The organism is Bifidobacterium sp. ESL0728 (assembly GCF_029392015.1).
Lineage (GTDB): Bacteria > Actinomycetota > Actinomycetes > Actinomycetales > Bifidobacteriaceae > Bifidobacterium.
Window position 1 is genome coordinate 484,678 of the sequence record NZ_CP113925.1, and the last position, 23,348, is coordinate 508,025.

19 protein-coding genes and 2 tRNA genes are annotated in these 23,348 nt (G+C 56.5%); 17 read left to right on the forward strand and 4 right to left on the reverse strand.

Features of this window, described 5'->3' with window-relative positions; translation table 11 throughout:
* Nucleotides 1-61: 61 nt before the first annotated feature.
* Nucleotides 62-138 (reverse strand) — tRNA-Met (locus tag OZX67_RS01570).
* A gap of 106 nt (nt 139-244) precedes the next feature.
* Here OZX67_RS01570 and metA point away from each other — a divergent pair.
* The 10 genes from metA (at nt 245) to nucS (ending at nt 9,757) form a co-directional block, all read left to right on the forward strand.
* Complete coding sequence (metA, locus tag OZX67_RS01575) at nt 245-1,291, forward strand: homoserine O-succinyltransferase (RefSeq protein ID WP_277143538.1); 1,047 nt, start codon at nt 245-247, stop codon at nt 1,289-1,291.
* A 288-nt stretch (nt 1,292-1,579) separates the two neighbouring features.
* Entirely contained in the window at nt 1,580-2,392 is an 813-nt protein-coding gene (gene atpB / locus OZX67_RS01580; protein WP_277143540.1) for a F0F1 ATP synthase subunit A, read from the forward strand.
* A gap of 85 nt (nt 2,393-2,477) precedes the next feature.
* Nucleotides 2,478-2,705 carry an ATP synthase F0 subunit C gene (gene atpE / locus OZX67_RS01585; protein ID WP_277143542.1) on the forward strand — a complete coding sequence of 76 codons (228 nt, stop codon included), beginning with the start codon at nt 2,478-2,480 and terminating at the stop codon, nt 2,703-2,705.
* A 59-nt stretch (nt 2,706-2,764) separates the two neighbouring features.
* On the forward strand, nt 2,765-3,295 hold the full coding sequence (locus OZX67_RS01590) for a F0F1 ATP synthase subunit B (protein WP_277144821.1): 531 nt from the start codon (nt 2,765-2,767) through the stop codon (nt 3,293-3,295).
* An 80-nt stretch (nt 3,296-3,375) separates the two neighbouring features.
* Nucleotides 3,376-4,203: a F0F1 ATP synthase subunit delta gene (locus tag OZX67_RS01595; protein WP_277143545.1), complete on the forward strand. Its 828-nt coding sequence runs from the start codon at nt 3,376-3,378 to the stop codon at nt 4,201-4,203.
* Nucleotides 4,204-4,291: 88 nt separating this feature from the next.
* Entirely contained in the window at nt 4,292-5,920 is a 1,629-nt protein-coding gene (gene atpA, locus OZX67_RS01600) for a F0F1 ATP synthase subunit alpha (protein WP_277143546.1), read from the forward strand.
* A gap of 3 nt (nt 5,921-5,923) precedes the next feature.
* The gene (locus OZX67_RS01605) at nt 5,924-6,919 is read left to right on the forward strand and encodes a F0F1 ATP synthase subunit gamma (RefSeq protein WP_277143548.1); all 996 of its coding nucleotides are present in this window, start codon (nt 5,924-5,926) and stop codon (nt 6,917-6,919) included.
* Nucleotides 6,920-6,927: 8 nt separating this feature from the next.
* Nucleotides 6,928-8,421: a F0F1 ATP synthase subunit beta gene (atpD, locus tag OZX67_RS01610; protein ID WP_277143550.1), complete on the forward strand. Its 1,494-nt coding sequence runs from the start codon at nt 6,928-6,930 to the stop codon at nt 8,419-8,421.
* On the forward strand, nt 8,421-8,714 hold the full coding sequence (locus OZX67_RS01615; RefSeq protein WP_277143553.1) for a F0F1 ATP synthase subunit epsilon: 294 nt from the start codon (nt 8,421-8,423) through the stop codon (nt 8,712-8,714). The genes atpD and OZX67_RS01615 overlap by 1 nt, the downstream gene beginning before the upstream one ends.
* Before the next feature lie 179 nt (nt 8,715-8,893).
* Complete coding sequence (nucS, locus tag OZX67_RS01620; RefSeq protein ID WP_277143555.1) at nt 8,894-9,757, forward strand: endonuclease NucS; 864 nt, start codon at nt 8,894-8,896, stop codon at nt 9,755-9,757.
* 267 nt (nt 9,758-10,024) lie between these two features.
* Here the strand turns inward: nucS and OZX67_RS01625 are convergent, their stop codons facing one another.
* Nucleotides 10,025-10,990 carry an FKBP-type peptidyl-prolyl cis-trans isomerase gene (locus OZX67_RS01625; RefSeq protein ID WP_277143557.1) on the reverse strand — a complete coding sequence of 322 codons (966 nt, stop codon included), beginning with the start codon at nt 10,988-10,990 and terminating at the stop codon, nt 10,025-10,027.
* 225 nt (nt 10,991-11,215) lie between these two features.
* On the opposite strand from OZX67_RS01625, the gene OZX67_RS01630 reads away from it, so the two are divergent.
* The 3 genes from OZX67_RS01630 to OZX67_RS01640 all read left to right on the forward strand — a co-directional run bounded on the left by OZX67_RS01630 (nt 11,216) and on the right by OZX67_RS01640 (nt 15,316).
* Nucleotides 11,216-13,207: a hypothetical protein gene (locus OZX67_RS01630; protein WP_277143559.1), complete on the forward strand. Its 1,992-nt coding sequence runs from the start codon at nt 11,216-11,218 to the stop codon at nt 13,205-13,207.
* Between the two features lie 53 nt (nt 13,208-13,260).
* Nucleotides 13,261-14,211 carry a hypothetical protein gene (locus tag OZX67_RS01635; protein ID WP_277144823.1) on the forward strand — a complete coding sequence of 317 codons (951 nt, stop codon included), beginning with the start codon at nt 13,261-13,263 and terminating at the stop codon, nt 14,209-14,211.
* Between the two features lie 130 nt (nt 14,212-14,341).
* Nucleotides 14,342-15,316: a tetratricopeptide repeat protein gene (locus OZX67_RS01640; RefSeq protein ID WP_277143561.1), complete on the forward strand. Its 975-nt coding sequence runs from the start codon at nt 14,342-14,344 to the stop codon at nt 15,314-15,316.
* A gap of 252 nt (nt 15,317-15,568) precedes the next feature.
* Here OZX67_RS01640 and OZX67_RS01645 read toward each other — a convergent pair whose 3' ends face one another.
* Complete coding sequence (locus OZX67_RS01645) at nt 15,569-16,219, reverse strand: hypothetical protein (protein WP_277143563.1); 651 nt, start codon at nt 16,217-16,219, stop codon at nt 15,569-15,571.
* Nucleotides 16,220-16,487: 268 nt separating this feature from the next.
* On the opposite strand from OZX67_RS01645, the gene OZX67_RS01650 reads away from it, so the two are divergent.
* A tRNA-Arg gene (locus tag OZX67_RS01650) sits at nt 16,488-16,561 on the forward strand.
* 174 nt (nt 16,562-16,735) lie between these two features.
* Here the strand turns inward: OZX67_RS01650 and OZX67_RS01655 are convergent.
* Complete coding sequence (locus tag OZX67_RS01655; RefSeq protein ID WP_277143565.1) at nt 16,736-17,086, reverse strand: hypothetical protein; 351 nt, start codon at nt 17,084-17,086, stop codon at nt 16,736-16,738.
* 632 nt (nt 17,087-17,718) lie between these two features.
* On the opposite strand from OZX67_RS01655, the gene OZX67_RS01660 reads away from it, so the two are divergent.
* The 3 genes from OZX67_RS01660 (at nt 17,719) to OZX67_RS01670 (ending at nt 23,163) form a co-directional block, all read left to right on the forward strand.
* Nucleotides 17,719-19,065 (forward strand): hypothetical protein, encoded by a 1,347-nt coding sequence (locus OZX67_RS01660; RefSeq protein ID WP_277143567.1) that lies wholly within the window; start codon nt 17,719-17,721, stop codon nt 19,063-19,065.
* A 230-nt stretch (nt 19,066-19,295) separates the two neighbouring features.
* A complete protein-coding gene (argS, locus tag OZX67_RS01665; RefSeq protein WP_277143569.1) occupies nt 19,296-21,206 on the forward strand; it encodes an arginine--tRNA ligase in 1,911 nt (636 codons plus the stop codon).
* A gap of 238 nt (nt 21,207-21,444) precedes the next feature.
* The gene (locus tag OZX67_RS01670) at nt 21,445-23,163 is read left to right on the forward strand and encodes a diaminopimelate decarboxylase (protein WP_277143572.1); all 1,719 of its coding nucleotides are present in this window, start codon (nt 21,445-21,447) and stop codon (nt 23,161-23,163) included.
* Nucleotides 23,164-23,348: the final 185 nt, after the last annotated feature.

Sequence of the window (23,348 nt, forward strand, 5' to 3'; positions counted from 1 at the left end):
AAGCGTACCTTGGCGTTATCGAAAAATAATGAAACCCGGAATCGTTAAGATTCCGGGCTTTTGGTAGCGGGGTCAGGATTTGAACCTGAGACCTCTGGGTTATGAGCCCAGCGAGCTACCGAACTGCTCCACCCCGCGACGGCTGTTTAAGACAGCAATATTCAAGGTTACGGGTAATGACACAAATGTCAAATTTCCGGCGCGTTTTTTGCTATGAGGGGAGATTTGCGACCATAATGGAACCATGCCTATCAAGATTGCCAGCGGACTGCCGGCGCGTGAAATACTCGAGAGCGAGCGAATCTTCGCCATCGAGAAACCGGAAGCGGAGCAGCAGCAGATCCGCCCCCTGAAGTTGGTCATTTTGAATCTCATGCCCAAGAAAATCGAGACGGAAACGCAGCTGTTGCGTCTGATCTCCAAGTCTCCGCTGCAGGTCGACATCGATTTCATGAAGACCTCCACCCACGAGTCCACGCACGTCAGCGCCGACCACCTGCTCAAGTTCTACGAGAACTTCGACGCGTTCAAAAGTAACTATTACGACGGCCTGGTGGTCACGGGTGCGCCAGTGGAGCAGCTTGATTTCGCAGAGGTCGATTATTGGAACGAATTGACTCAGATCCTCGATTGGGCGCAGACCCACGTTTTCTCCACGATGTACCTGTGCTGGGGCGCGATGGCCGGTCTCAACTATCGTTACGGCATCCGCAAAGTAGATTTCAAAGAGAAGCTTTTCGGCGTGTTCCCGCAATATCTGCAGGACGAATACTGCTTCATCACCAACGGTTTCGACGAGATTTCCCTGCAGCCGCATTCGCGTGTGGCCGGTATGAACGAGGACGACATCGCAAAAAACAAAGATCTGCAGGTGCTCACTTGGGGCCCCCAGACGGGTTCCGGCCTCATCGCCGCGCGCGATTTTTCCGAGGTTTTCGTACTCGGTCATTGGGAATACGGCAAATACACCTTGCGCGACGAATATGAGCGAGACAAGGCCAAAGGCCTTACCAACGTGCCGTTCCCAGCCAATTATTTCCCGCACGACGACCCTACGATGGAGCCGCTTTTCTCGTGGCGTGCCCACGCGAATCTGCTCTGGCGTAACTGGCTCAACTGGGTCTACGAAACCACGCCGTACGATTTGAGGGCGGTTCCAAAACTTCGCGCAGAGAAGAAATTGGGCACGGACCGTTCCATTCGACATGAGCCGGGTGCCCCGCGCAATGATTGTTTCAAACCGCTCGAAAGTGATGGATATGGGCTTATCCCCAACAACGTCAAAAGTTGAAATATTCCGACATCAAATTGATTGTTGATGTTGATAATTATCTGTAAATGCTAGTATTTGCAATAATTGTGACGTGATTTACATTTTTAGAAAAAGCGACGTACAATCGTCACCGGTCGCTCGAAGTCGAGAATCGTGTGGGGAATGTCAAATCCGTCATGATTTTTTGTCGCCGGAAGACCCAAGAAGTGAGATTGTTGGCAATTCGCATCGATATGTGGAAAGCGACACTTCCATTTCCGCTGTGTGGAATAGACTGGTAAGCCTGAGACAAATCAGGGAGGATACATGATCGAAGCTGTTGGCGCGAATATGTTGTTGGCGTCGTCGTCCGGTCCGGATTTGCCGGGTGTCAATGACTTCCTGCCTCCGGAGATTCTTTTCCAGGGCACGCCATTCGCTATCAACCGCATCATTCTCATCCGCATCGTCGCTATGGTCGTTCTGCTTTTGGTGCTCGGCATCACTGCGGCGCGTGCCAAGCTGATTCCCGGTCGTTGGCAAGGGCTGATCGAGTACGGCATCGAGTTTGTGCGCAACAACGTCGTTTACGAGACGATGGGCGAGTTGCGTGGCAAGCGTTATGTGCCGATGATCTCGACGTTGTTCTTTACGATTTTCGTCTTCAATCTTTTCGGCATCATTCCTGGTGCAAACATGGCCGCGACGGCAACGGTGACGATGCCGTTGGTCTTCGCCATTTGGGTGCTTATCCAGTATTGGATCGCGGCAATCCGCGAAAAGGGCCTGTGGCACTATATTCGCGACGAATGTTTCACTCCTGGAGTGCCGTGGCCGATTTACATTCTGCTCGCGCCGATTCAGCTGCTTGAGCTGCTGGTCGTCCGCCCGGCCTCGCTGACTATTCGACTTTTCGCCAACATGATCTCAGGCCACTTGGTGCTCGCCACCTGCCTGGCTTTCGCCCAGTACTGGTTCATCGAGGCGGCCAACAAGTTCGTCGGCATCCCGGTGGGCGGTCTCTGGTTCGTCGGCGGTTTCGTGATGACCCTGTTCGAGGCGTTCATCGCCTTCCTGCAGGCTTACGTCTTCGCGATTCTGGCCACGGTCTACATCAACTTGAGCTATCCGGACGAGTGAGAGGCCCGCGATAGTCCAACAACAAAACGTGACAAAAAGAATTCAAGTTTTTAACGTGAATCCATCCCGTTAGAAAGGAAAACAAATGGATATCATCACCCTCGCAGAGGTTGCCGGCAACCTGAGCGTCATCGGCTACGGTCTCGCCACCATCGGCCCAGGCATCGGCCTCGGCATCCTGTTCGGCAAGGCCATGGAATCCACGGCCCGCCAGCCTGAGATGAGCGGCAAGATTCAGACCATCATGTTCATCGGTCTGGCTCTGGTCGAGCTCCTCGGCCTGCTCGGCTTCGTGGCTCTGCTTATCAAGTAGTCTCATAACTTGGCAAGAAAGTACAAACAGCAACAAAAACGTGAAAGGAGGACTTCATGATGACACTTGCGGACGGCGGCATTGATCTGTTTATTCCCAAGGTCTACGACATTGTGTGGTCCCTGATTATTCTCGTTATCGTCGCATTGTTCTTCTACAAGTTCTTCATGCCCAAATTCAACGCGATTTTCGACGAGCGCGCCGAAAAGATCGAAGGCAACATCGACAAGGCCAAGAAGGCCAAAAACGATGCGGATGCGGCCAAGAAGAAATATGAGGACCAGCTCAACAATGCTCGTGTCGATGCTTCGAAGATCACCGATGACGCACGCAACGAGGCGACGAAGATTATCTCCGACGCCCATACCCGCGCGGATAAGGAAGCGGAGCAGATCACGGCGAACGCCCAGCGTTCGATAGCCTCGCAGCAACAGCAGGCTATGGTGAGCTTGAAGAGCGAAGTCGGTACATTGGCCACGGCTCTTGCCGGCAAGATCCTGGGCTCCAAGCTTCAGGACAGCGACGTGCAGAGCAATATGCTTGATGACATGATCGACAATCTCGACGAGAAAACGGACAATAAGAAGTGACAGGTTCCGCCAATCGTCGGAGTATGTCGCAATACATGGATTTGATGGACAGCATCTATTCAAAGAAGGTGAGGTGAACAATGCGAGGAGAAGCGTCAGTGAACGCCGATCGCATATCGCGTGATTCTTTGGCTCCGAAACTAAGTGCCAGGGGAACCGAGACATGGCGCATCGGTGAAGAACTGTTCGTCGTCACCAATCTGCTTGACCATGATGTACAGGTGGAGCGTTCGCTCACCGATCCGTCCCGGCCTACTGCCGACAAGGTTGCGTTGGTCAAGAATATTCTTGCTGGACAGGCTGATCCCCTGACGGTCGAGATTCTTACCGATCTGGTCTCACGCAATTGGAGCCGGGTCAGCGATATCGCCAACGCCGTCGAGGATTTCGCGGTGGACGCCATGATGTATTACGCTGATGCGACCGACAGCACACTTCTTGTTTCTGTCGAACTGGCAGAGATCCATTCAGCAATGCTCAGGATGTCGGTCTTGCGTTCGAAGCTTTCCGACGACTTTGCACCGGCCAAGGCACGCCTTGACCTTCTGCATGCGGTTTTCGGAGATTCGAAGCTCAACAAGGTGACCATGAGATTGGCCGAGCACGCGGTGGCGAATCCTCGTCATCGCCGCTTCCTCGAGACGCTTGAGTGGCTTATCGCTAAGTTCACCCGTCATATGGGCAGGTCCATGGTCACCGTCACCACGGCTACACCATTGAACAAGGCGCAGATCAAACGGCTTACCGAGATCTACACGACTAAGCTTGGACGTCCGGTGCATATCAATTCATCGGTCGATCCCGCGGTTCTGGGTGGCATGCGCGTGCAGATCGGAGCGGACGTCACTGACAACACCGTGGCAGCCCAGCTTTCGCAACTGCGTCGCAAAGTGACCACGGAAATGTAAGCAGAACAGCGCAGCCAAACAAGGTGCCTGAAAACGGCACCCGGTACTAAGACTTATCAGTCAACAAATTAATCAATAAGGAGTGATCATGGCAGAACTTACCATTGATCCTGCGAATGTGCGAAAGGCTCTCGACGATTTCGTCGATTCGTACAAGCCCAGCGACACTCCCACTCAAGAGGTGGGCTATGTCGCCACGGCCGGCGATGGCATCGCACATGTAACGGGACTGCCTGGTTGCATGGCCAACGAGCTGCTGACGTTCGAAGACGGCACGCTCGGCCTGGCTTTCAACCTTGATCCCCGTGAAATCGGCGTGGTTATCCTCGGCGACTTCGCAGGTGTTGAGGAAGGCCAGGAGGTACGGCGCACCGGAGAGGTGCTTTCCGTGCCGGTCGGCGACGGCTATCTCGGGCGTACGGTTGACCCTCTGGGCAAACCGATCGATGGCTTGGGTGAAATCAAAAGCGAAGGCCGCAGAATTCTCGAGGCGCAGGCCCCGGACGTGATGCATCGTCAGCCCGTTGTGGAACCGCTTTCCACGGGCCTGAAGGCCATTGACGCGATGACACCGATCGGCCGTGGTCAGCGACAGCTCATCATCGGCGACCGCCAGACAGGCAAGACGGCCATCGCGATCGATGCGATTTTGAACCAGAAGAGCAACTGGGAGAGTGGCGATCCCAAGAAGCAGGTGCGTTGCATCTATGTTGCGGTCGGCCAGAAGGGCTCCACCATCGCCTCTGTGCGTCAGAGCCTTGAAGAGGCAGGTGCGATGGATTACACGACCATCGTGGCCAGCCCGGCTTCCGATTCCGCAGGCTTCAAGTACATCGCCCCCTACACCGGCTCGGCCATCGGCCAGCACTGGATGTATCACGGCAAGCACGTCCTCATCGTCTTCGACGATCTGTCGAAGCAGGCCGAGGCCTACCGCTCGATTTCCCTGCTGCTGCGTCGCCCGCCGGGGCGTGAGGCTTACCCGGGAGACGTCTTCTATCTGCATTCCCGTCTGCTCGAACGTTGCGCCAAGCTCTCCGATGACCTTGGCGGCGGTTCGATGACCGGTCTGCCGATTGTGGAGACGAAGGCGAACGACGTGTCCGCCTACATCCCGACGAACGTCATTTCCATCACCGACGGTCAGATTTTCCTGCAGTCCGACCTGTTCAATGCCAACCAGCGCCCCGCAGTGGACGTCGGCATCTCGGTCTCTCGCGTCGGTGGCGCGGCCCAGACCAAAGCGTTGAAGAAGGTTTCCGGCACTTTGAAGATCTCGCTGGCACAGTATCGTTCGCTGCAGTCCTTCGCGATGTTCGCCTCCGATCTGGATGCGGCTTCCAAGGCGCAGCTGACGCGTGGCGCCCGCTTGACCGAGCTGTTGAAGCAGCCTCAGTTCTCTCCGTATTCGATGGAGCAGGAGGTCGTCTCCGTGTGGGCCGGCACCCATGGCAAGCTCGATGATCTGGAGATTGTCGACGTGCTGCCGTTCGAGCATGGCCTGTTGGACTATCTCGATCACAACACCGACATTCTGAAGACGATTCGTGACACCGAAAACTTCACCAAGGAGACGGAGAAGGCTTTGGACGAGGCCGTGGAGAAATACCGCGAGAACTACGTCACCAAGGCTGGCAAGCCGTTGGTTGTCAAGAAATCTACAGTTACCACGCCGACCAAGATCGAGCAGGAAAAGATTGTGGCGGGGGATAAGTAACCCATGGCTTCGCAACTCGGATTGAAATCACGTATCGCCTCCACTACGTCGTTGGGCAAGATCTTCAACGCGCAGGAGATGATCGCTTCTTCGCATATCGCCAAGGCACGTACCGTGGCGCTGAATGCGAAGCCATACAGCGACGCGATTTTCGATGCCGTCCAAGCACTGGCCGCACATACCGATATCGATCATCCGATTGTCAAGTCCACGGAAAAGAACCCTCGGGTTGCTGTTCTGGCTTTGACGTCGGATCGCGGTATGGCCGGTGCCTATACCTCGTCGATTATCCGTGAGACGGAATCGTTGCTTGGACGCCTCGATAAGGCGGGCAAGGAGCCTTTGCTTTACGTCTTCGGTCGTCGCGGCGTTTCCTATTACCGTTACCGCAATCGTGAGATCGCGGCGACATGGGAAGGCAACAGCGACCAACCGGGCGCGGAAATCGCCAGGGAAATTTCGGACAGGCTGTTGGATGACTACATGAAACCGGCAGCCCAAGGCGGCGTCTCCGAGCTGTATATCATCTTCACGGAATTTGTGAACATGGTGGTGCAGAAGGTCCGCGTGCTGCGGATGCTGCCTGTCGAACTCGTGCGCAACAACGACCGGAAGGCCGAAAGTGCTGCGGGGGCCAAGCAAGGCGGCAACGCCGATGCCGGCGTGAAGTCGACAACTGGCCAAACCGGAGCGGACGCGGCCCCTGCGGCGCAGGACAGTGACACCACACCGCTCTACGCCTTCGAACCGAGCGTCGATAAGGTGCTTGATGCGATTCTGCCGAAATACGTGCAGTCCCGTATCCATGAATGCCTGCTGACAGCGGCCGCCTCCGAGACGGCAAGCCGGCAGAACGCCATGCACACCGCGACCGACAACGCCAATAACTTGATCGATTCGCTTACGCGCCAGCTTAATGCTTCGCGCCAGGCGGCGATCACCCAGGAACTTACTGAGATAATCAGCAGCGCAGATGCGCTGAACAAAGAGGAAGAGTAGGAACGCACATGGCAGAAAACGAGTCAACGGCTCAGTCCAGCGCGACCTCCGCCGATTCGGCGAAAGACCTGAATGCCGGACGCATCACACGTGTCCAGGGTTCGGTGATTGATGCCGAGTTCCCCGCGGGGCACCTGCCCGACATCTACAATGCCCTGAAAGTCAAGATCAGCAACGTGGGCGACACCGAAGGCGAGACCGTCAAGGAGATTACCCTTGAGGTCGAGCAGCAGATCGGCGATTCCACGGTGCGCGCCGTCGCATTGAAGCCTACTGATGGCCTCGTGCGTGGCGCCACGGTCACCGACACGGGCGGCCCCATCGAGGTGCCGGTCGGCGACGTGACCAAGGGACATGTGTTCGATGTTACGGGCAACATTCTGAACAAGAAGCCCGATGAGCAAATCACAATCAAGGAACGGTGGTCCATCCACCGCAACCCACCGGCCTTCGACCAGCTCGAAAGCCGCACCAAGATGTTCGAGACGGGCATCAAGGTCATCGATTTGCTGACCCCATACGTCGAGGGCGGCAAGATCGGCCTCTTCGGCGGCGCAGGCGTCGGCAAGACGGTGCTGATTCAGGAGATGATCCAGCGCGTGGCGCAGAACCACGGCGGCGTCTCAGTGTTCGCCGGCGTCGGCGAACGTACCCGCGAGGGCAACGACCTGATCGGCGAGATGGGTGATGCAGGCGTTCTGGAGAAGACCGCATTGGTCTTCGGTCAGATGGATGAGCCCCCGGGGACGCGTCTTCGCGTGCCGCTGACGGCGCTTACGATGGCCGAGTACTTCCGCGACGTCGAGAATCAGGACGTGTTGCTCTTCATCGACAACATCTTCCGCTTCACGCAGGCGGGTTCCGAGGTCTCCACGCTGCTTGGCCGTATGCCGTCCGCCGTGGGCTACCAGCCGAACCTGGCCGACGAGATGGGCTCCCTGCAGGAGCGCATCACCTCGACCCGTGGCCACTCGATTACCTCGTTGCAGGCCATTTACGTGCCCGCCGACGATTACACCGACCCGGCCCCGGCCACGACCTTTGCCCACTTGGATGCGACCACCGAACTTTCGCGTGACATCGCCTCCCAGGGCATCTACCCGGCCGTCGATCCGCTGTCGTCCACCTCTCGAATTCTTGATCCGCGCTACGTGGGCCAGGAGCACTACGACACCGCGAACCGAGTCAAGGCGATTCTGCAGCGCAACAAGGAACTCCAGGACATCATCGCCCTGATCGGCATCGACGAGCTCGGTGAGGAAGACAAGACAACCGTCAACCGCGCCCGCAAGATCCAGCAGTTCTTGGGCCAGAACTTCTACGTCGCGAAGAAATTCACCGGCTTGGAAGGCTCCTATGTTCCTGCCGACGAGACCGTCGAGGCGTTCAAGCGCATCTGCGATGGCCAATACGACGAGCTGCCCGAGCAGGCGTTCAACGGCATCGGTGGTATCGATGACCTTGAGCACAAGTGGCACGACATGCAGAAGGAACTTGCGTAATGGCTGGCTCAACGATGAAGGTGAATATCGTTGCTTCCGACCGTCCGCTTTGGAGGGGAGAGGCGAAGTCCGTTTCCATCCCCGCGAGCGAGGGCGGTATGGGCCTTCTGCCTGACCACGAGCCTATCCTTACGGCGATCGACAAGGGGACGGTTTCGGCCATTGACGTCGACGGTAACCGTCACAGCTTCGAGGTGACCGACGGATTTGCTTCCTTCGATTCCAACTCGTTGACCGTCGCCGTGGAAACCGGCGTGGACACCAAGAAGGATCCGACGGCGACCGGCGAGTAATAGCTCGGCCAGTCCGTTGGCGACTTTCGTCAATAAGGCGGAGACATCGATGCATTCGGTGTCTCCGCCTTTCTATGTTCTTGATAGTTGATTGCTTTACCCATATGTAGGTACTTTCACGACACATCTTATGAGTCGGATTTGGGGGTTCGCCCAGAGGTTCGGGTAAGGTAGCCAACGTGCGAATTATTGTTGCTGACTGCTCTGCCGTCTATTCCGGAAGGCTCAACGCCTCGTTGCCCATGGCCAAGCGCGTGCTGATGATCAAAGCTGACCAGAGCCTGCTGATTTTCTCGGAACTAGGTTCCTATAAGCCGCTCAACTGGATGGCCGCGCCCTGCACCATCAAGGAAGTCACGCCACAGCGTGAGGCGCAAGCCGGTGATGCAAGTGTGCCGGAAAAACGAGAAGAAGATAGCGAAGCTGTGGCGGAATCGGACGGTAACGTCGTTGCAGACGGCTCTTCGGACACAGCCGCAGTTTCGGATGCGGATGGAGACACAGATAGCAGTGCGCTTGCGATTTCCGACATCGACACAGATTCCGAGCCGTTGCCGGAGAAGGTATTCCGCGTGGCCGCTCAGAAGTCGACCGACGTCCTTGAAGTGACGGTGCAGCATGTCTATTCCGACGAAACCTACGATTTGGGGGAGGACCCGGGGCTCGTCAAGGACGGCGTCGAGGACCACCTTCAATATTATCTGGCCGCGCAGATCGAGCGCATCGGCAAGGGCGCGAAGCTGGTGCGTCGCGAATATCCGACGCCCGTCGGCCCGGTCGACATCATGGCCATCGACGGCAACGGCCAGCACGTCGCCATCGAGATCAAGCGTCACGGCGGCATCGACGGCGTCGAACAGCTCACCCGTTACGTCAAGCTCTTGAACAAAGATCCACTGCTGGCACCGGTTCGCGGCATGTTCGCTGCTCAGACCATCACCCCGCAGGCTCGCGTCTTGGCGACCGAGCGAGGCTTCGACTGTCTGATTCTCGACTACGAGGACATGAAAGGCACCGACGACGACAGCCTACGCCTGTTCTAACGAGATAAGAATCAGTGCCAAATAAAACTCGCCAGTCTCTTCATTCGGTGTGCTGCTTACGCAGTATGGTTGTCATCTATCGGTCTCTCTGATTAACCAAATCGGGGTTATAGACTAAAAAGTTGGTTGTAACCTGTGTTTGGTCTATAAACCTCAAACCGAAGTCGGTGCGCGGTCGTGGCCGATACGAAAATTCCCGGACATCACGCAATGGCGAATGTCCGGGAATTTTGTTGCTTCGCTAATTCTCAGATTTCGGCGAGCAGCTCACTGCTGGGTCTGCATCTGGCCGTAATCGTAGAGGATATCGACCACGAAGTAGAGCGTCGAATTGGCGGGAATCTTGTCCTTCGCCTCGTTGCCATAGCCCAAAGACGGTGGAATGACGAGCAGCACCTGCGAACCGACCGTCTGTCCAGCCAAACCTTGAGTCCAACCCTTGACAACCTGCTGCAACGAGAATTGCGCGGGCTTGCCACGGTCCCAGGAGGAATCGAACTGCGAGGGCTTGCCGTCCGCTCCCATCACCCAGCCGGTGTATTGGGCGTCGATGGTGTCGGTTTCGGCCACCTTCTTGCCTTTGCCCTTGATCAGCGGCTGGACGACGAGATCGTTGCCGGGCTTGTATCCGTTGAAGTCGATGGACGGAGCGCCCTTTTCGTTGAGCGTCACCTTGGGCAGATTCGCCGGTACATCGGTGACCTTGTCGCCCTCGGCGCGAGTGATTGGCTTGGACTGGGAAACGAGGGTAATCGCCATGATGTATGAGGTGCTCGACTTGTTGTGGTCGTTGACGCCGAAAGCGATCGTTGAGTTGATCTTCTGATTCTTGAGCACATTATAATACGTCTTGTTGTTGATGCCCTCTTCGTTCATCACCATCGAGCAGTCAGGCGTGTTCTTCTCCCAGGTGCTGATCATCTCGCTGCCGTCTTTGGCATTGAGCGCGATGCCCTGTATGCATACGTGGTTGTCTTTCTGAATCGCCGGGCCGTTGCCTTTTTGCAGTACGGCGTAGGAATTGTTGACCACGGTCATCGGGGTATGGAACGTGATCTTCGGCTTCTTGCCGAGCGTTCCGGTGGCCTTGACTCCGGCCATCTGTGTATCGCCAGAAGAATTGGAGGATTTGCTGTTGTCGCCTGACCCGCACGCTGCCATGCCGAATGATAAGGCGATGGCGCAGGCGGCGGCGAGAATGCGACCGAATGTTCGCGAGTGATTGTTGCTCATGCATCCCAACATTAGCCCTGAACCCTGATTTAGTTGCCGAATTATCATTTTGTAAGAATTATCCTGACGTATTTCATCTCTGAACAAAAGAATCGGCGAAAGTTGTATCGCGGATTTTTCAAGGAATGATAGCGATTCGGGGACATGGATTATTGTTATTCGGCTTCGATGAGGAACGTTTTTCCCAGACTTCTATCGGATAGGCCCTGTAGAATATAAGGCGATATGACTTCAACACACGATAAACAGCATAAACACAACGCAAAGCCGACCAAACACGCGACTGTCATGCGTGGTGTCGTCGCGCCCGTTTTCGGGTTGCTCGCAGTGCTGTTTATCGTCTTGGGCACCTTGAATATGACCGTTTGGAAACCTGCGCGTGAGGTGAGCGCGAGCACTTCGATTTCCGGAACGCGCTATATCGTCACCGATTCGGGAATGTTGAACCTGCTTGCCAAATCGGTCAATGTCAAAGTGGGCACTCAGGGCAACGCGGCAGAGTCTTCATCCAAATCCGATACAAACGAAAACGCCGAATCCGCAACCCAGACCTGCGTGGCCTTGGGCAACGCCAAGGACGCCACCGGCTGGCTGGCCGGCCAGGACTACACCCGCGTCACCGGACTGAATGGTTGGAAGGCGCTTTCCACGAAAACCGCGACCGGGCCGAAAATTGCCGCTACACAAGGCGACGGCGAAGTGGCGTTCAAGGATTCGGATATGTGGACGAACGTGAAGTGCGGCGATTCCGCGATTACCTTGAATCTCAATGATGTGAAAAGCGATCAGGTGATGATCGTCGATATGGGGGCGTCGGCCCAGAAGTCCGCGAAACCGAGCGTCACCATCACCATGCATTGGGTGCGCGACCGGGTGCCTAACCACGCCATGCCGTTCTTTGCCGCCGCGATTGTGTGTGTCGCGTTGACCGTACTGTCTGCTTCGATCTTTGCGATTATGGCGAACGAATCGTTCAAACGCAAGCGTAAAAAGCGCCGTGAAGTGCGCGAGAAGGCGAAGGCCGAGGAGGTCTCCATTTCGGAGGCCATGACCGGCAGCATCGCCGTGCTCAAGACAAGCCTGACCCATTCGAGCCATAACCATCGTCCGTCTCATAAGATCCAACCCTCCGACCTTGCGGGTGCTGGTTCGAGCACCGCGTCTTCAGATGAGCGTGGCACGGGAGCGGCGTTGAACGACGGGCCATTGCTATCCGTGAGCTCGGATGCCGGACTTTCGGATGTCGACGTTTCGGCACCCAGCATCATCGACCCGACCAGACGCAATCTCGTGGCCGATATGCAGATGCAGAACGATACTGATGAAAACGCCGAGGACACAGCGGATGCAGCGGATGCCAAGAATGCAGGGGAAGGTGCCGAGGAAGTTCCCGACCACAATGCTGCGGATGCGGACCAGAATAATCCGGCCCCCGGCGATTCTGCCCAGAATGCCCAGAAGGAGACGTCTGCTTTCCAGCCCCAAACGATCGAGGACACAAGCGAAATCACGACCAGTGAAGCACAAACCGTTCAATCTCAGAGTGCCGAGCCGGAAAGTTCCAGCGAATCTGCGGTAGCGACGGATACATCCTCTGAGCAGGCTTCCGAGGACGCGGGTGCTGTAAATACTGATGAAAACAATCACGATATGAGTCGGTTTGCGCGGCATCGCGGCAAGCCGGAGCAGGAATCCGAGTCGGATGCTGCAGTGTCGGCGGCTCACGTCGGCAGGCATTCACGGCATGCCACGGTCGAACATGGCGGCAATGATGTCTTTGGTGATTACAGTAATTTAGTCAATCACGATAATGACAACAACCATGGCAATGTCGATACTGCCAATAGTCAAAGCAGCAGTGACGACCACGGCAATGCCAATGGTCATGAAGATCAGAGCACCGACTATAGAGATGCCAACGTGGCCGTGTCGCTCGAGCGCCCCGAAGGCAACGTCGAGTCCAGTGACGCCGAACACGCCAACGCTCAAAACGGCAAGGTTCGCACAACCTCAAGCGCCGATGAATTGATCGACAAAAACCACGCGCAGGCCAAGACCACGGTGATTTCCGAAAACGACCTTCGTGATTATTTCGCCCGGTTATATTCCGAAGAGGGGTCAGACAGCGATACGAACGATGGGGCCGGCACCGCCCAGGCCACGTCAGAGGCAACCGGTGAGACGCCGAATGTGAACGGGGACGGAGAGAACGCATGAGCACGAAAAAACTGTTGAAAACTTTGACGGCCGTGGTGCTAGCAGCGGCAACCATGGTAGGCGCTGCTGCGTGCGGCGAATCAACCCCGCAACCGCAAGGAGCCGAATCCTCCACCCAGACCCCGGACATCACCGAAGGACAGGAAAAGGCAATACGCAAGACGGTCCTCGACGTCCTGGACGCTTCGGACAAGGCCAAGACCCCCGACGGGCTTTCGGAGCGCGTCACCGGGCCGGCCCTTGAAGTGCGGACCAGCGAACTGTCGATTGCGCAGGCCACTGGGGCAATGGACCCGAAGGCCACCATTCCCAAGGACATCGCGCAGACGATCATTCCCACCCAGTCCGGCTGGCCGCGTTCCGTTTTCTCGATTACCACCACCACGCAGGATCAGCAGTCCAAGCGCCTGCTGGTGATGACCCAGGCGAGCCCACGCAGCAATTACAAGCTGTGGGGTGTCGTGAGGCTCTTCCAAGGCGCGAAGTTGCCGGAATTCGCCATCCCCTCCATCGGGGCAAGCATGGGGTCCGCGGATGATTCGGGCCTTCCGCTTTCCCCGCTGCAGACGGTGGACGATTATGCGGATGTGTTGACGCACGGCCAGCAGAGCAAGTTCGCTTCGAAATTCGACAGTGATTATTTCCGCGACGATCTTGCCAAGCTTTCCACAACGGTCCAGCAGGGTATGGAGCGCAATCATGGCACGCAGACGCAGACCTTCACCCCGGTCAAAGACCAGATTGCCGTGATGCGCTCCACCGAGGGTGGTGACCTGGTGGTTGCCCAAATCAATTCGGAATGGACGCGTACCGCCGGCGAAGGCCGCGAATCCCAGCCTGCCAGCGATGCCGAACGTGCGCTTTTCGGCCAGGGCAAGGCCACCGGCACCATGAAAGTGACCTATGTCAACGTTCTGGCTTTTTATGTGCCGCCCGCCAAGTCGGGCAAAAAGGTGGTCGCCGTGGGTGCCGAGCGCCAGCCGATCAAGGTCGAAGCGCTCTGAGTCCCGGTCTGCCGTCAGGCAAAGCGGCGGCTTGCAGGGACGGGCGGCAGGTAGATTAGGCATTGTTATATACGTTTTGGGTAGGTAGCAAGTCCTGCGTCGCAATGGCGCAGCGAGAAAGAAGGCACTTTTGGCAGCAGCAAACAATCCTCAGTCGAATCCGGGCATTTCATTGGCAGGCGCGGTCGACCTGAGTTCAATCAAGCATCAGGTGCAGGCCGAGCCGGGTCAGGCCGGTGGCGCGCCGAGCGCTGGCGGTTACGTCATTGACGTCTCCGAGGCCACGTTCCAGGCTGTTTTGCAGACTTCCGCCACTTATCCGGTGGTGCTGTTGCTTTGGATTCCGACCGACGACCGTCTTTTCAAGATGGCGAAGACGTTGGGTGACGCCATCAATGGTATGAAAGGGCAAGTGCAGCTCGCTCGCGTCGACATCAATGCCGAGCCCGGCATTGCCCAGGCCTTCCAGATCAAGGGTGCGCCGGCGCTGTTCGCGCTCATTGGCGGGCGGCCGATGCCGATTCTTGAGGGACTGCCGAGCGATGAAGAGCTGACGCAGATCACCGATACCTTGCTGCCGCAAATTGTGCAGCTGGCCCAGCAGGCCGGTGTGACTGGAACCGCCCCGTATTCCGGTGACCCGGACGCCGATGCGGCTGCAGGCGAAGATGGTGCCGGTGCGGCCGAGCAGGTGCCGCCCGAGCACCAGCAAGCCCATCAGCTTGCGGCTGACGGCGACTATGCCGGTGCCGCCGAAGCCTATGCGCAAGTACTTGAAGCGAACCCGAACGACACCTTGGCCGCGTGTGAGCGTTCCAAGGCCCTGCTGCTGGCCCGTTCCGGCAGCGCTGATGTACGCGAGGTGCGTGCTACCGCGGCCGAACATCCCGACGATGTGGACGCGCAGCTCGCCGTCGCTGATGTCGACATGATCGGCGGACAGATCGAGGACGCGTTCTCGCGGCTGCTTGATTTCCTCGCAGCCGGTCACAAGGCCGATTTGGAACCGGTGCGCAAGCGTCTGCTCGAGTACTTCGTCATCCCCGAGCCCGACGACCCGCGTCTCAAAGCCGCCCGCCGTCGCCTCTCCACGTTGATGTACTAAGGCCAATTCGGTTTGGTGACATCACTTGATGCTGATGTTCCGAGCCTGAATCTGCTCATCGTTTCCAATCCTCAAAAGTGCACTTTTCTGACGCCACTGTCAGAGAAGTGCACTTTGCTTTTCGTAAGATGCATGTTTGCGACGCTGCCGTCAAAAACATGCGTTATAGAATCGCCAGAATGCACTTTTCCGACAGTAGCGTCGGAAAAGTGCACTTAGGATCAGCTAACGTGCATGTTTGTGACGCTGCCGTCAGAAAGATGCTTCGGAGGTTGATGATTCGTGCCGGTTGTGGCCGTAGATCTGTTCGAAGTGTGGGCCCTGTTCGGCCAGCTCGCGCTCGAAGTCTGCGCTCCAGGTGCTGAAAGGTCTGCCGGCGAGACCATCGTTGGAGAAACGAGCCTGATCGGTGATTTCGGTGACGCAGAAATCCGGGATGATGAGGTTTGTCACCGGCCTCGAACGCTTGGCTTCAGCCACGACGAGCGGTGCGTTGGAACCGCCGAACACGTCGATGTCCCAACCATCCTCGCCGATCCATGCGGCGAAGCGGTTTTTGATGATAATCTGTCCGCCGCGTTTGATCAGTTCCGCCGCAATGTCGGCATCAATCTCGCGCTCGGCCTCATAACGGGTGCCACCCACGGACGGTCCTTTGATGGCCACGGACGCTTCGGAGAAGTCGTCCCGGTATTGGTCGAGCACAGCCATCGCGTCGGTATTGGCGTTCATCTCGATGCGATTTTTCCGGCTCGTCAGGCGCACACGCAGCGCGTAGTTGTCGGAGTGAACGTAATAGCTCTGCACAATCAGTGTCGGTGCGCTGCCGTCATCCAATTCCGCAGGCATGGTCCGGCAGAAGAACCGCCGGTCGAATTCAAAATCGTTCATTTCAGGAGACATATTCCAAGTCTAGACGAAATGGTGGCATTGTGCACTTTCCTGTGCATATATGCGAGCCGAAACGCTAGAAATGTCTGTGAATGCTCATTTTCGAGCCTTTTCTGCTGTATCGGTTTGCATCGTGACGCAAAGTATGCTGGTTTGGCGATGATTCGGAGTCGCTGAGCTGGCTTTCAAGGATGCCGTCAGAGCGACGGAGGATGTCCTGCAGCCAACCGTCGAAGCCACGCCGTTGGTCGGTTGCGGTGCTATGCTGTAAAAGTTGTTTGGGTCCGTAGCTCAGCTGGATAGAGCGTTCGCCTCCGGAGCGAAAGGTCGCGGGTTCGAATCCCGTTGGGCCCACAAAGTTACACCAATATTGGTTTGTCTGTCTTCTGTTTTGTGCTTACTTTGCGCGTTTAGTCTATGCCTGTTTTACGTCTATTCCGCGTTTAAGCCGTCACTATTCTGTGCTTTATCAGCGCCTCTTTGCGTCGATCCAGCATCTAGGCCGTCTTCATCCCGCCGTTATCGTCTCTATTGCGCCGATGCCGAACCCAGCTTTTGGTCGAGTTCGCTGAAGAACAGTTCGATGTCCTTTTTGTTCTTGTGGATCTGGGTGAGTGGCGCATGCTTCGTCTTGGAACGCACCAGTGCGCTCACACTTGAGCCTGTGTCGGCCGCATCCACAGTCGCCACAAGGTCTTCGCCCCATGCAAATGCGGTGACGCCTGTGGTGAAGATGCACGCCTGCTTCTTGTCATTGCGAGCCTTCAATGTGAATGTTTTGCTGTTGCGCAACAAGTCGAGCATGGCCTTGTACGTTTCGTCCGCTGTCGTTGCATAGTTGTGACGTTCCGCTTTCAATCCGCCATTCAGAATTCCCATAGTTCGTCTTCCTCGAAGTACTCATTACAATCTCAATACTACGCGAACCGTTGAACGCGAATAAAACCGTTATCTAATAATAAGTTTTAATCGTACTGAAAAACTATCTGCCTCGTCGCGAAAAGTTTTCAATATACTTTAAACTTCTTTCAAAATTCATAAGAGTTTAAACTGTACTTTAAACTTTCCATCAAATTCCAAAAGTTTTCAGTGCATTTTAAGCTTTTCGATTTCATCGCGCGCCGAAATGGTGAGACCGAATATTATCAGTCTCCTATCTGGTCGCCGACGAACAGACGCGAGACCGCGAGTTCGGAGTGCTTGCCAAAATCGATGACAACTATCGCAAGACGGTGCTCTCCCTAGATGAGTCCCTTACAGCACCAACGGCATCCAAGGCGTCAACCTGGTCGATTGGCTGCTGGAATAGCCGGCTACAATATGACTGCGATTTCCTGATCCAATGCGTTGAACACGACGTTCGCCAACTTCCCACGTCGCATTTAGCGTTTTTAAAAATAACCTCTTTTGCTTTTGTCGATGTGTCCCTTTCCAACTTTGAGTCTGCAGTTTGAGTCGTGTTGATGAAGCTTGCTGAAACCAAACGTAAAAAAGAAGGTATCGTAGCCTTTATGGAAGATGATCGACTTGGCGACGAGGATGACAGCGTCAACGATAACGGAATTAGTCCGGCGCTGAGCATTCCCGAATCGGTGGATGCGAAACGTGATTGGCTGGGTGCGCTCAAGGCCGTTGCCGCTGTTACGGGATACGAAGTATTCGATCAAGGTGACGTAATCGAGTGTTCTCCCGCGCATTCGTCCGCAAGTACGAGGCGGCCAAACGATGTTGTGGGCTCCGTTTCAAGCCACGCGACGTATCGGTTTACCTATTCTGCCAAAGGCCGTGAGTACACTGTCGGCCGCGTCGTCAATCATAGGAACAACGAATTGGTCGGTGTCAAAAAGCCGCAGAGTGCCGTGCTTTATTTGGCACTGGAAATGAAGAACCCACAATCCACGCGCCCGGCGATTATCAGGAATCTCGCCACCTCCTACGACGGTCCGGAATGGAAGGTGCCGCAGTCCATCGCCGATTGCGTAGGCGAGGAGAATTTCGCGTGTGGAACGATGGAGCGCCACGGTAGGAGCGTCGGGCTCGCGAAATGCGACAACAAATGGTTCGTGTATTATTTCCGCGAACGTTGCGAGCTCTACCACGTCGGATTTTATGAGACGTATGCGCAGGCTTTGCAGGCCATGATGGACATGGCGTGGTCACTGGGCCGCGCTGAGGAATACGCGCGCGAGCTTGCCGTCGGCAACGGCGAGGGCGTGCAGCAGACGATCGACATGTTTTTGACCGGCCACTCCGAACAGTCTCCTTACGCTCCGGAAAACCGCATCAAAGTTGGTGTGCCGACCTACCGGACCGGCCCCAAGGTGGCCAGCATCGGCGAGGACAACGGTGCCCGCCAGCACGGCGACGAAATGTGTTTCAATGACGAGACCGATGACGGCTTGTGGATTACGGAGCCGGGTTTCGGTTATCGCCCGGATCGCAAGCTGATGTGCCAGTTTGCGGCGCAGATTGTTGGAGCTGCAGTGTTTGCGTTCGCCTTCGGAGCGGTGTGCATGGTCGTTGTTCCAACAGATATGCCCGGTTGCCTTGGATTGATTGCCTGCGGTGTTGTCTGCTTGGTAGAGGTTGCGATCATGGTGGCTTGCGTACGGAACTTTTCAAGGCGGAACTTCCATTTGCTCAAAGGTTTTTCCTGGTTCATGGTCGGTATTGCGCTAGTGGTTTTCGTCATTGGCCTTGTTCTCGCTTTGAATCATTATTGGAAGGATGGCAATTGGGAGCCCGCCTTCGGCATATTCTTTCTTTTTCTGTATGGCAGTTTGGTTCCCGATATCGTCAACGGCAAATATAAGAACTGGAGATTTCCGTTTGCCTTTTCCGGAGCTTCCGTTTTTTAAGAATCTCGGTGCATCGCTTTGCTTTCTCCGAGTTGATGAATGTGCGCTGAAACCGGTTTTTTTTGGGGGGGGCATGGCACAGGTTTGGTGATGGCGTTGGGGTGGCGATAACAAATGAGATCGCAGTCTGTATCAAGGCTGCTGCCGTGTAAAAGTGGTGATACTATCGATCGGCTCCGGTCATTGGTCTGTGGCCCAGTTGGTTCACTCGGCACGCTAGACTGTGGAACATGAATCCAGAAGCGTTAAGTGAACTTATTTCCGATATTGCACATGAGTTGGTTTCGGCGGGGGATGCCGGCGAGCTGACCGTTGATTTGATTCCGGCGGTTGAAAAGCTGGCGGTGATGCGGCCGAAGGACCGTGCGCACGGCGATTGGTCGTCGAACGTGGCGATGCAACTGGCCAAGAAGGCCGGTATGAAGCCGCGCGATTTGGCCGAGGCATTTGCGGCGAAACTGCGGGACGCCGATGGCATTGCCTCTGTCGAGGTCGCAGGCCCCGGTTTCATCAATATCACGCTGGATTCCGCTTCGGCGGCCGCCGTGGTTTCGCAGATTCTCGAGCAGGGCGTTGAGATGGAGCCCGTTGATAAGGGTGTCGAAGTCTGGAAGGGCAAGGACAGTGATACCGAAGCTGCCGGCACTGAGACTGAGGCGAAAACCGTTCATTCCACGGAATTCGGCCTGAACGACCACTTGGGCGGCAAGACCTTGAATCTTGAATTCGTCTCGGCCAATCCGACCGGCCCAATCCACATCGGCGGCGTACGCTGGGCGGCGACCGGCGACTCCATGGCCCGTGTGCTCGAAGCCAACGGTGCCAAGGTGGTACGCGAATACTACTTCAACGACCATGGCGAGCAGATCAACCGTTTCGCCAAATCGCTTGTTGCTGCGGCTCACGGTGAGGAGACCCCGTCCGATGGCTACAAGGGCACGTATATCAACGAAATTGCCGACCGTGTCATCGCCGAAGCCAAGGCAGATGGCGTTGACGTGCTGAACCTGCCGCGCGTCGATGGTGGCAAGGACAAGGATGGCAATCCGCTCGGCGAGGGCGATTCCGAGCAGCGCGAGGAGTTCCGAAAGCGCGCGGTGCCGATGATGTTCGCCGAAATCCAGCAGTCCATGAAGGATTTCCGCGTCAACTTCGACGTGTGGTTCCATGAAAACAGCCTGTATCAGGACGGTGCAGTGGAGGAGGCCATCGCCAAGTTGCGCGAGCAGGGCGACATCTACGAGAAGGACGGAGCCACCTGGTTCGCCTCCACCAAGCACGGCGACGACAAGGATCGCGTCATCATCAAGTCCAACGGCGAGTATGCCTACTTCGCCGCCGACATCGCCTATTACTACAACAAGCGTCACCGTGCGGGCTCGCCTTCCGCGCCTGCCGATATCGCGATTTACATGCTCGGCGCCGACCACCACGGCTACATCGGCCGCATGATGGCGATGTGCGCCGCGTTCGGCGACAAGCCCGGCGAGAACATGCAGATCCTCATCGGCCAGATGGTCAACGTGATGAAGGACGGCAAGGCCGTGCGCATGTCCAAGCGTGCCGGCAACGTCGTCACCATCGACGACCTGGTGGAGGCCGTGGGCGTGGATGCCGCGCGCTATTCGCTCGCGCGCACCGACTACAACACCAGCGTCGACATCGACCTCGACGTGCTTGCTTCGCACACCAACGAGAATCCAGTGTATTACGTTCAGTATGCGCATGCCCGCAGTTGCAACGTCGACCGCAACGCCGAAGCCGCGAAGATCGACGCGAATGCCGCCGATTTGTCGCTGCTCGACACTCCTGCTGACGGCGAGGTTCTGGGTGCTTTGGCCCAGTGGCCGTCCATTGTCTCCGAGGCCGGCGACTTGCGCGCCCCACACAAGATCGCGCATTATCTCGAAGCGCTCGCCGGTACGTATCACAAGTGGTACAACCTCGAACGTGTGGTGCCGATGGACCTGACCGACCTCGAGGCCCGCGAAAAGGACGCTACCAAGCTCGAAGCCGCATGCATCGCCAAGAACCCGGGACCGGCCCGTGCAGCAGCGCGTCTGCAGTTGAATGACGCCGTCCAGCGCGTCATTGCCTCCGGCCTTGCGATGCTAGGTGTAACTGCGCCTGACAAGATGTGATAGTTCGCATTATTTAAGAACCGCAGAATCCCGTCGAAATTTCGGTTTTGGCGGGATTCTACGAATTTGAATGTTGGTTAGATGAACGCGATATGGTCTCATCGATCGAAAATGATTTTGGAATATGAGATTACATTCCAAGTCATAGGCTGAGAAAGCGATTCATTTTTCATGTTGATTCGCTATCGTTATGTACAGCTTGAAATATGGTGATCAATGGGAAGAAGAGACGAAAGATATGGGCATCACTCCGATTTGGCCGGAAGCGACCGCGTTCAACGATAATGGCGAACTGACGTTCCACGGGCACAGCGCCGCGTCGTTGCTGGATGAGTTCGGCTCGCCGCTTTACTTGATTGATACGGACGAGGTGCGTAACCGTGCGCAGAAATTCGTTGCCGCCGCAGCGAAGGCGTTCAATACCAACACCACCCACGTCAGTTTCGCGGGCAAAGCGTTCCTTTCCAAGGAGATCGTGCGCATCGTGACAAAGGCCGGCATGCACGTCGACACCTGTTCGATGGGGGAGATCAGAATCGCGCTCGCCGCCGGCGCTCCGGGCCGCAGGCTGGTGCTGCACGGCAACAACAAATCCGACGAGGAGATCGAACTGGCCATCAAAGAAGGCTTCTCGAAAATCGTCGTGGATTCGCCCGATGAACCCGCGCGCATAGCCGCCATCGCGCATCGTCTGGGCAAGCGCGCCCGCGTCATGTTGCGCGTCACCTCCGGCATCCACGCCGGCGGCCACGAATACATCTCCACCGCCCACGAAGACCAGAAATTCGGTGTGCCGCTGCTTCCGGCTGGCGTCGGCCCGGAAGTGCTTGGAATCATTGACGAGCTCGGCGGTGCAAGTGCGGATGCCGAGGGGGGAGATGGTAACGGTTCGGCTATAAACGCTGGTGCCGGAAGTGGCCATGGCAATGCCAATGCCAACGATTCTGCTGCAAACACCGCTAGTTCCAGCTCGAAAAATCCAATAAATCCGTCTGCAGCCAACTCGACTGCAGGTGCAGAAACCGTATACGAGCCCAAGCTCGATTACTCGGTCAAATACCCTTACGACATGAGCCATGTCAAGGTCTCCGACGAGGAACGCAAACTTGCCGAGGCGATGAACGCCGTTGCGGACGGGCCTGCGCTCGCCGTGCTCAAAGACATCTACTCCCGTCAGGAAGACCTCGAACTCGTCGGTATCCATTCCCATATCGGCTCGCAGATCCACGACGCCAATGCCTTCATCGAGGCCGCGCGCCGCATGATGCTCTTGCGCAAGACCTTCTATGCCACTGACGCCTACACGATGCCCGAGGTGGACTTGGGCGGCGGCTATTCCGTGGCCTACACCGATGCCGAGGATTCCATGGATATCAACGTCGAGCTCGACCGCCTCGCACAGGCCGTCACCTCGATCAACAAGGCGCTCGGCATGCCCGCCCCAGTCATCTCTTTCGAACCTGGCCGCTGGATTGTCGCGCCTGCTGGCGTCACGCTTTACCGCGTCGGCACCATCAAGCATGTCGCGTTGCCGGAAGACACGAAAGACGAAGCCGGAAACCCAATCAGCGAGCGCACCTACGTTTCGGTAGACGGCGGTATGAGCGACAACATCCGCCCTGCGCTCTACGGCGCGGATTACACGGCTCTGCTCGCCAACCGCGATTGCGGCGGCGCGAAAGACGAAAACGGCAATCTCAAGGATTCCATGCTTGCCCGTGTGGTCGGCATGCACTGCGAATCCGGCGACATCCTCGTCCACGAATGCCGTCTGCCCCAAGATCTCAAGCGCGGCGACATTCTCGCGGTTCCGGTCACCGGCGCCTACGGCCGCACGATGGCCAGCAACTACAACCAGGCTTTGATTCCCGCCGTCGTCGCCGTCGACGATAAAGACGCCCACCTGATGCTTCGCCGCCAGACCATTGACGATCTGCTTGCTCTGGATGTCAGCTGACAAGGTGAGCTTACAATGGAATTCGCCTGAAAACCGTCTGTCGAATTCGTTTCCTAGGATTGATAAGTCTATGTAAGTGCGGTGCAGTAAAAGCGGTTGAAATGGGAGAGCGGTATGGGTCAGGTGGAAGGTTTGCGGCAGCAACGCGTACAGAGCAACGATAATCAAACGGAAGTCCTTCCCAA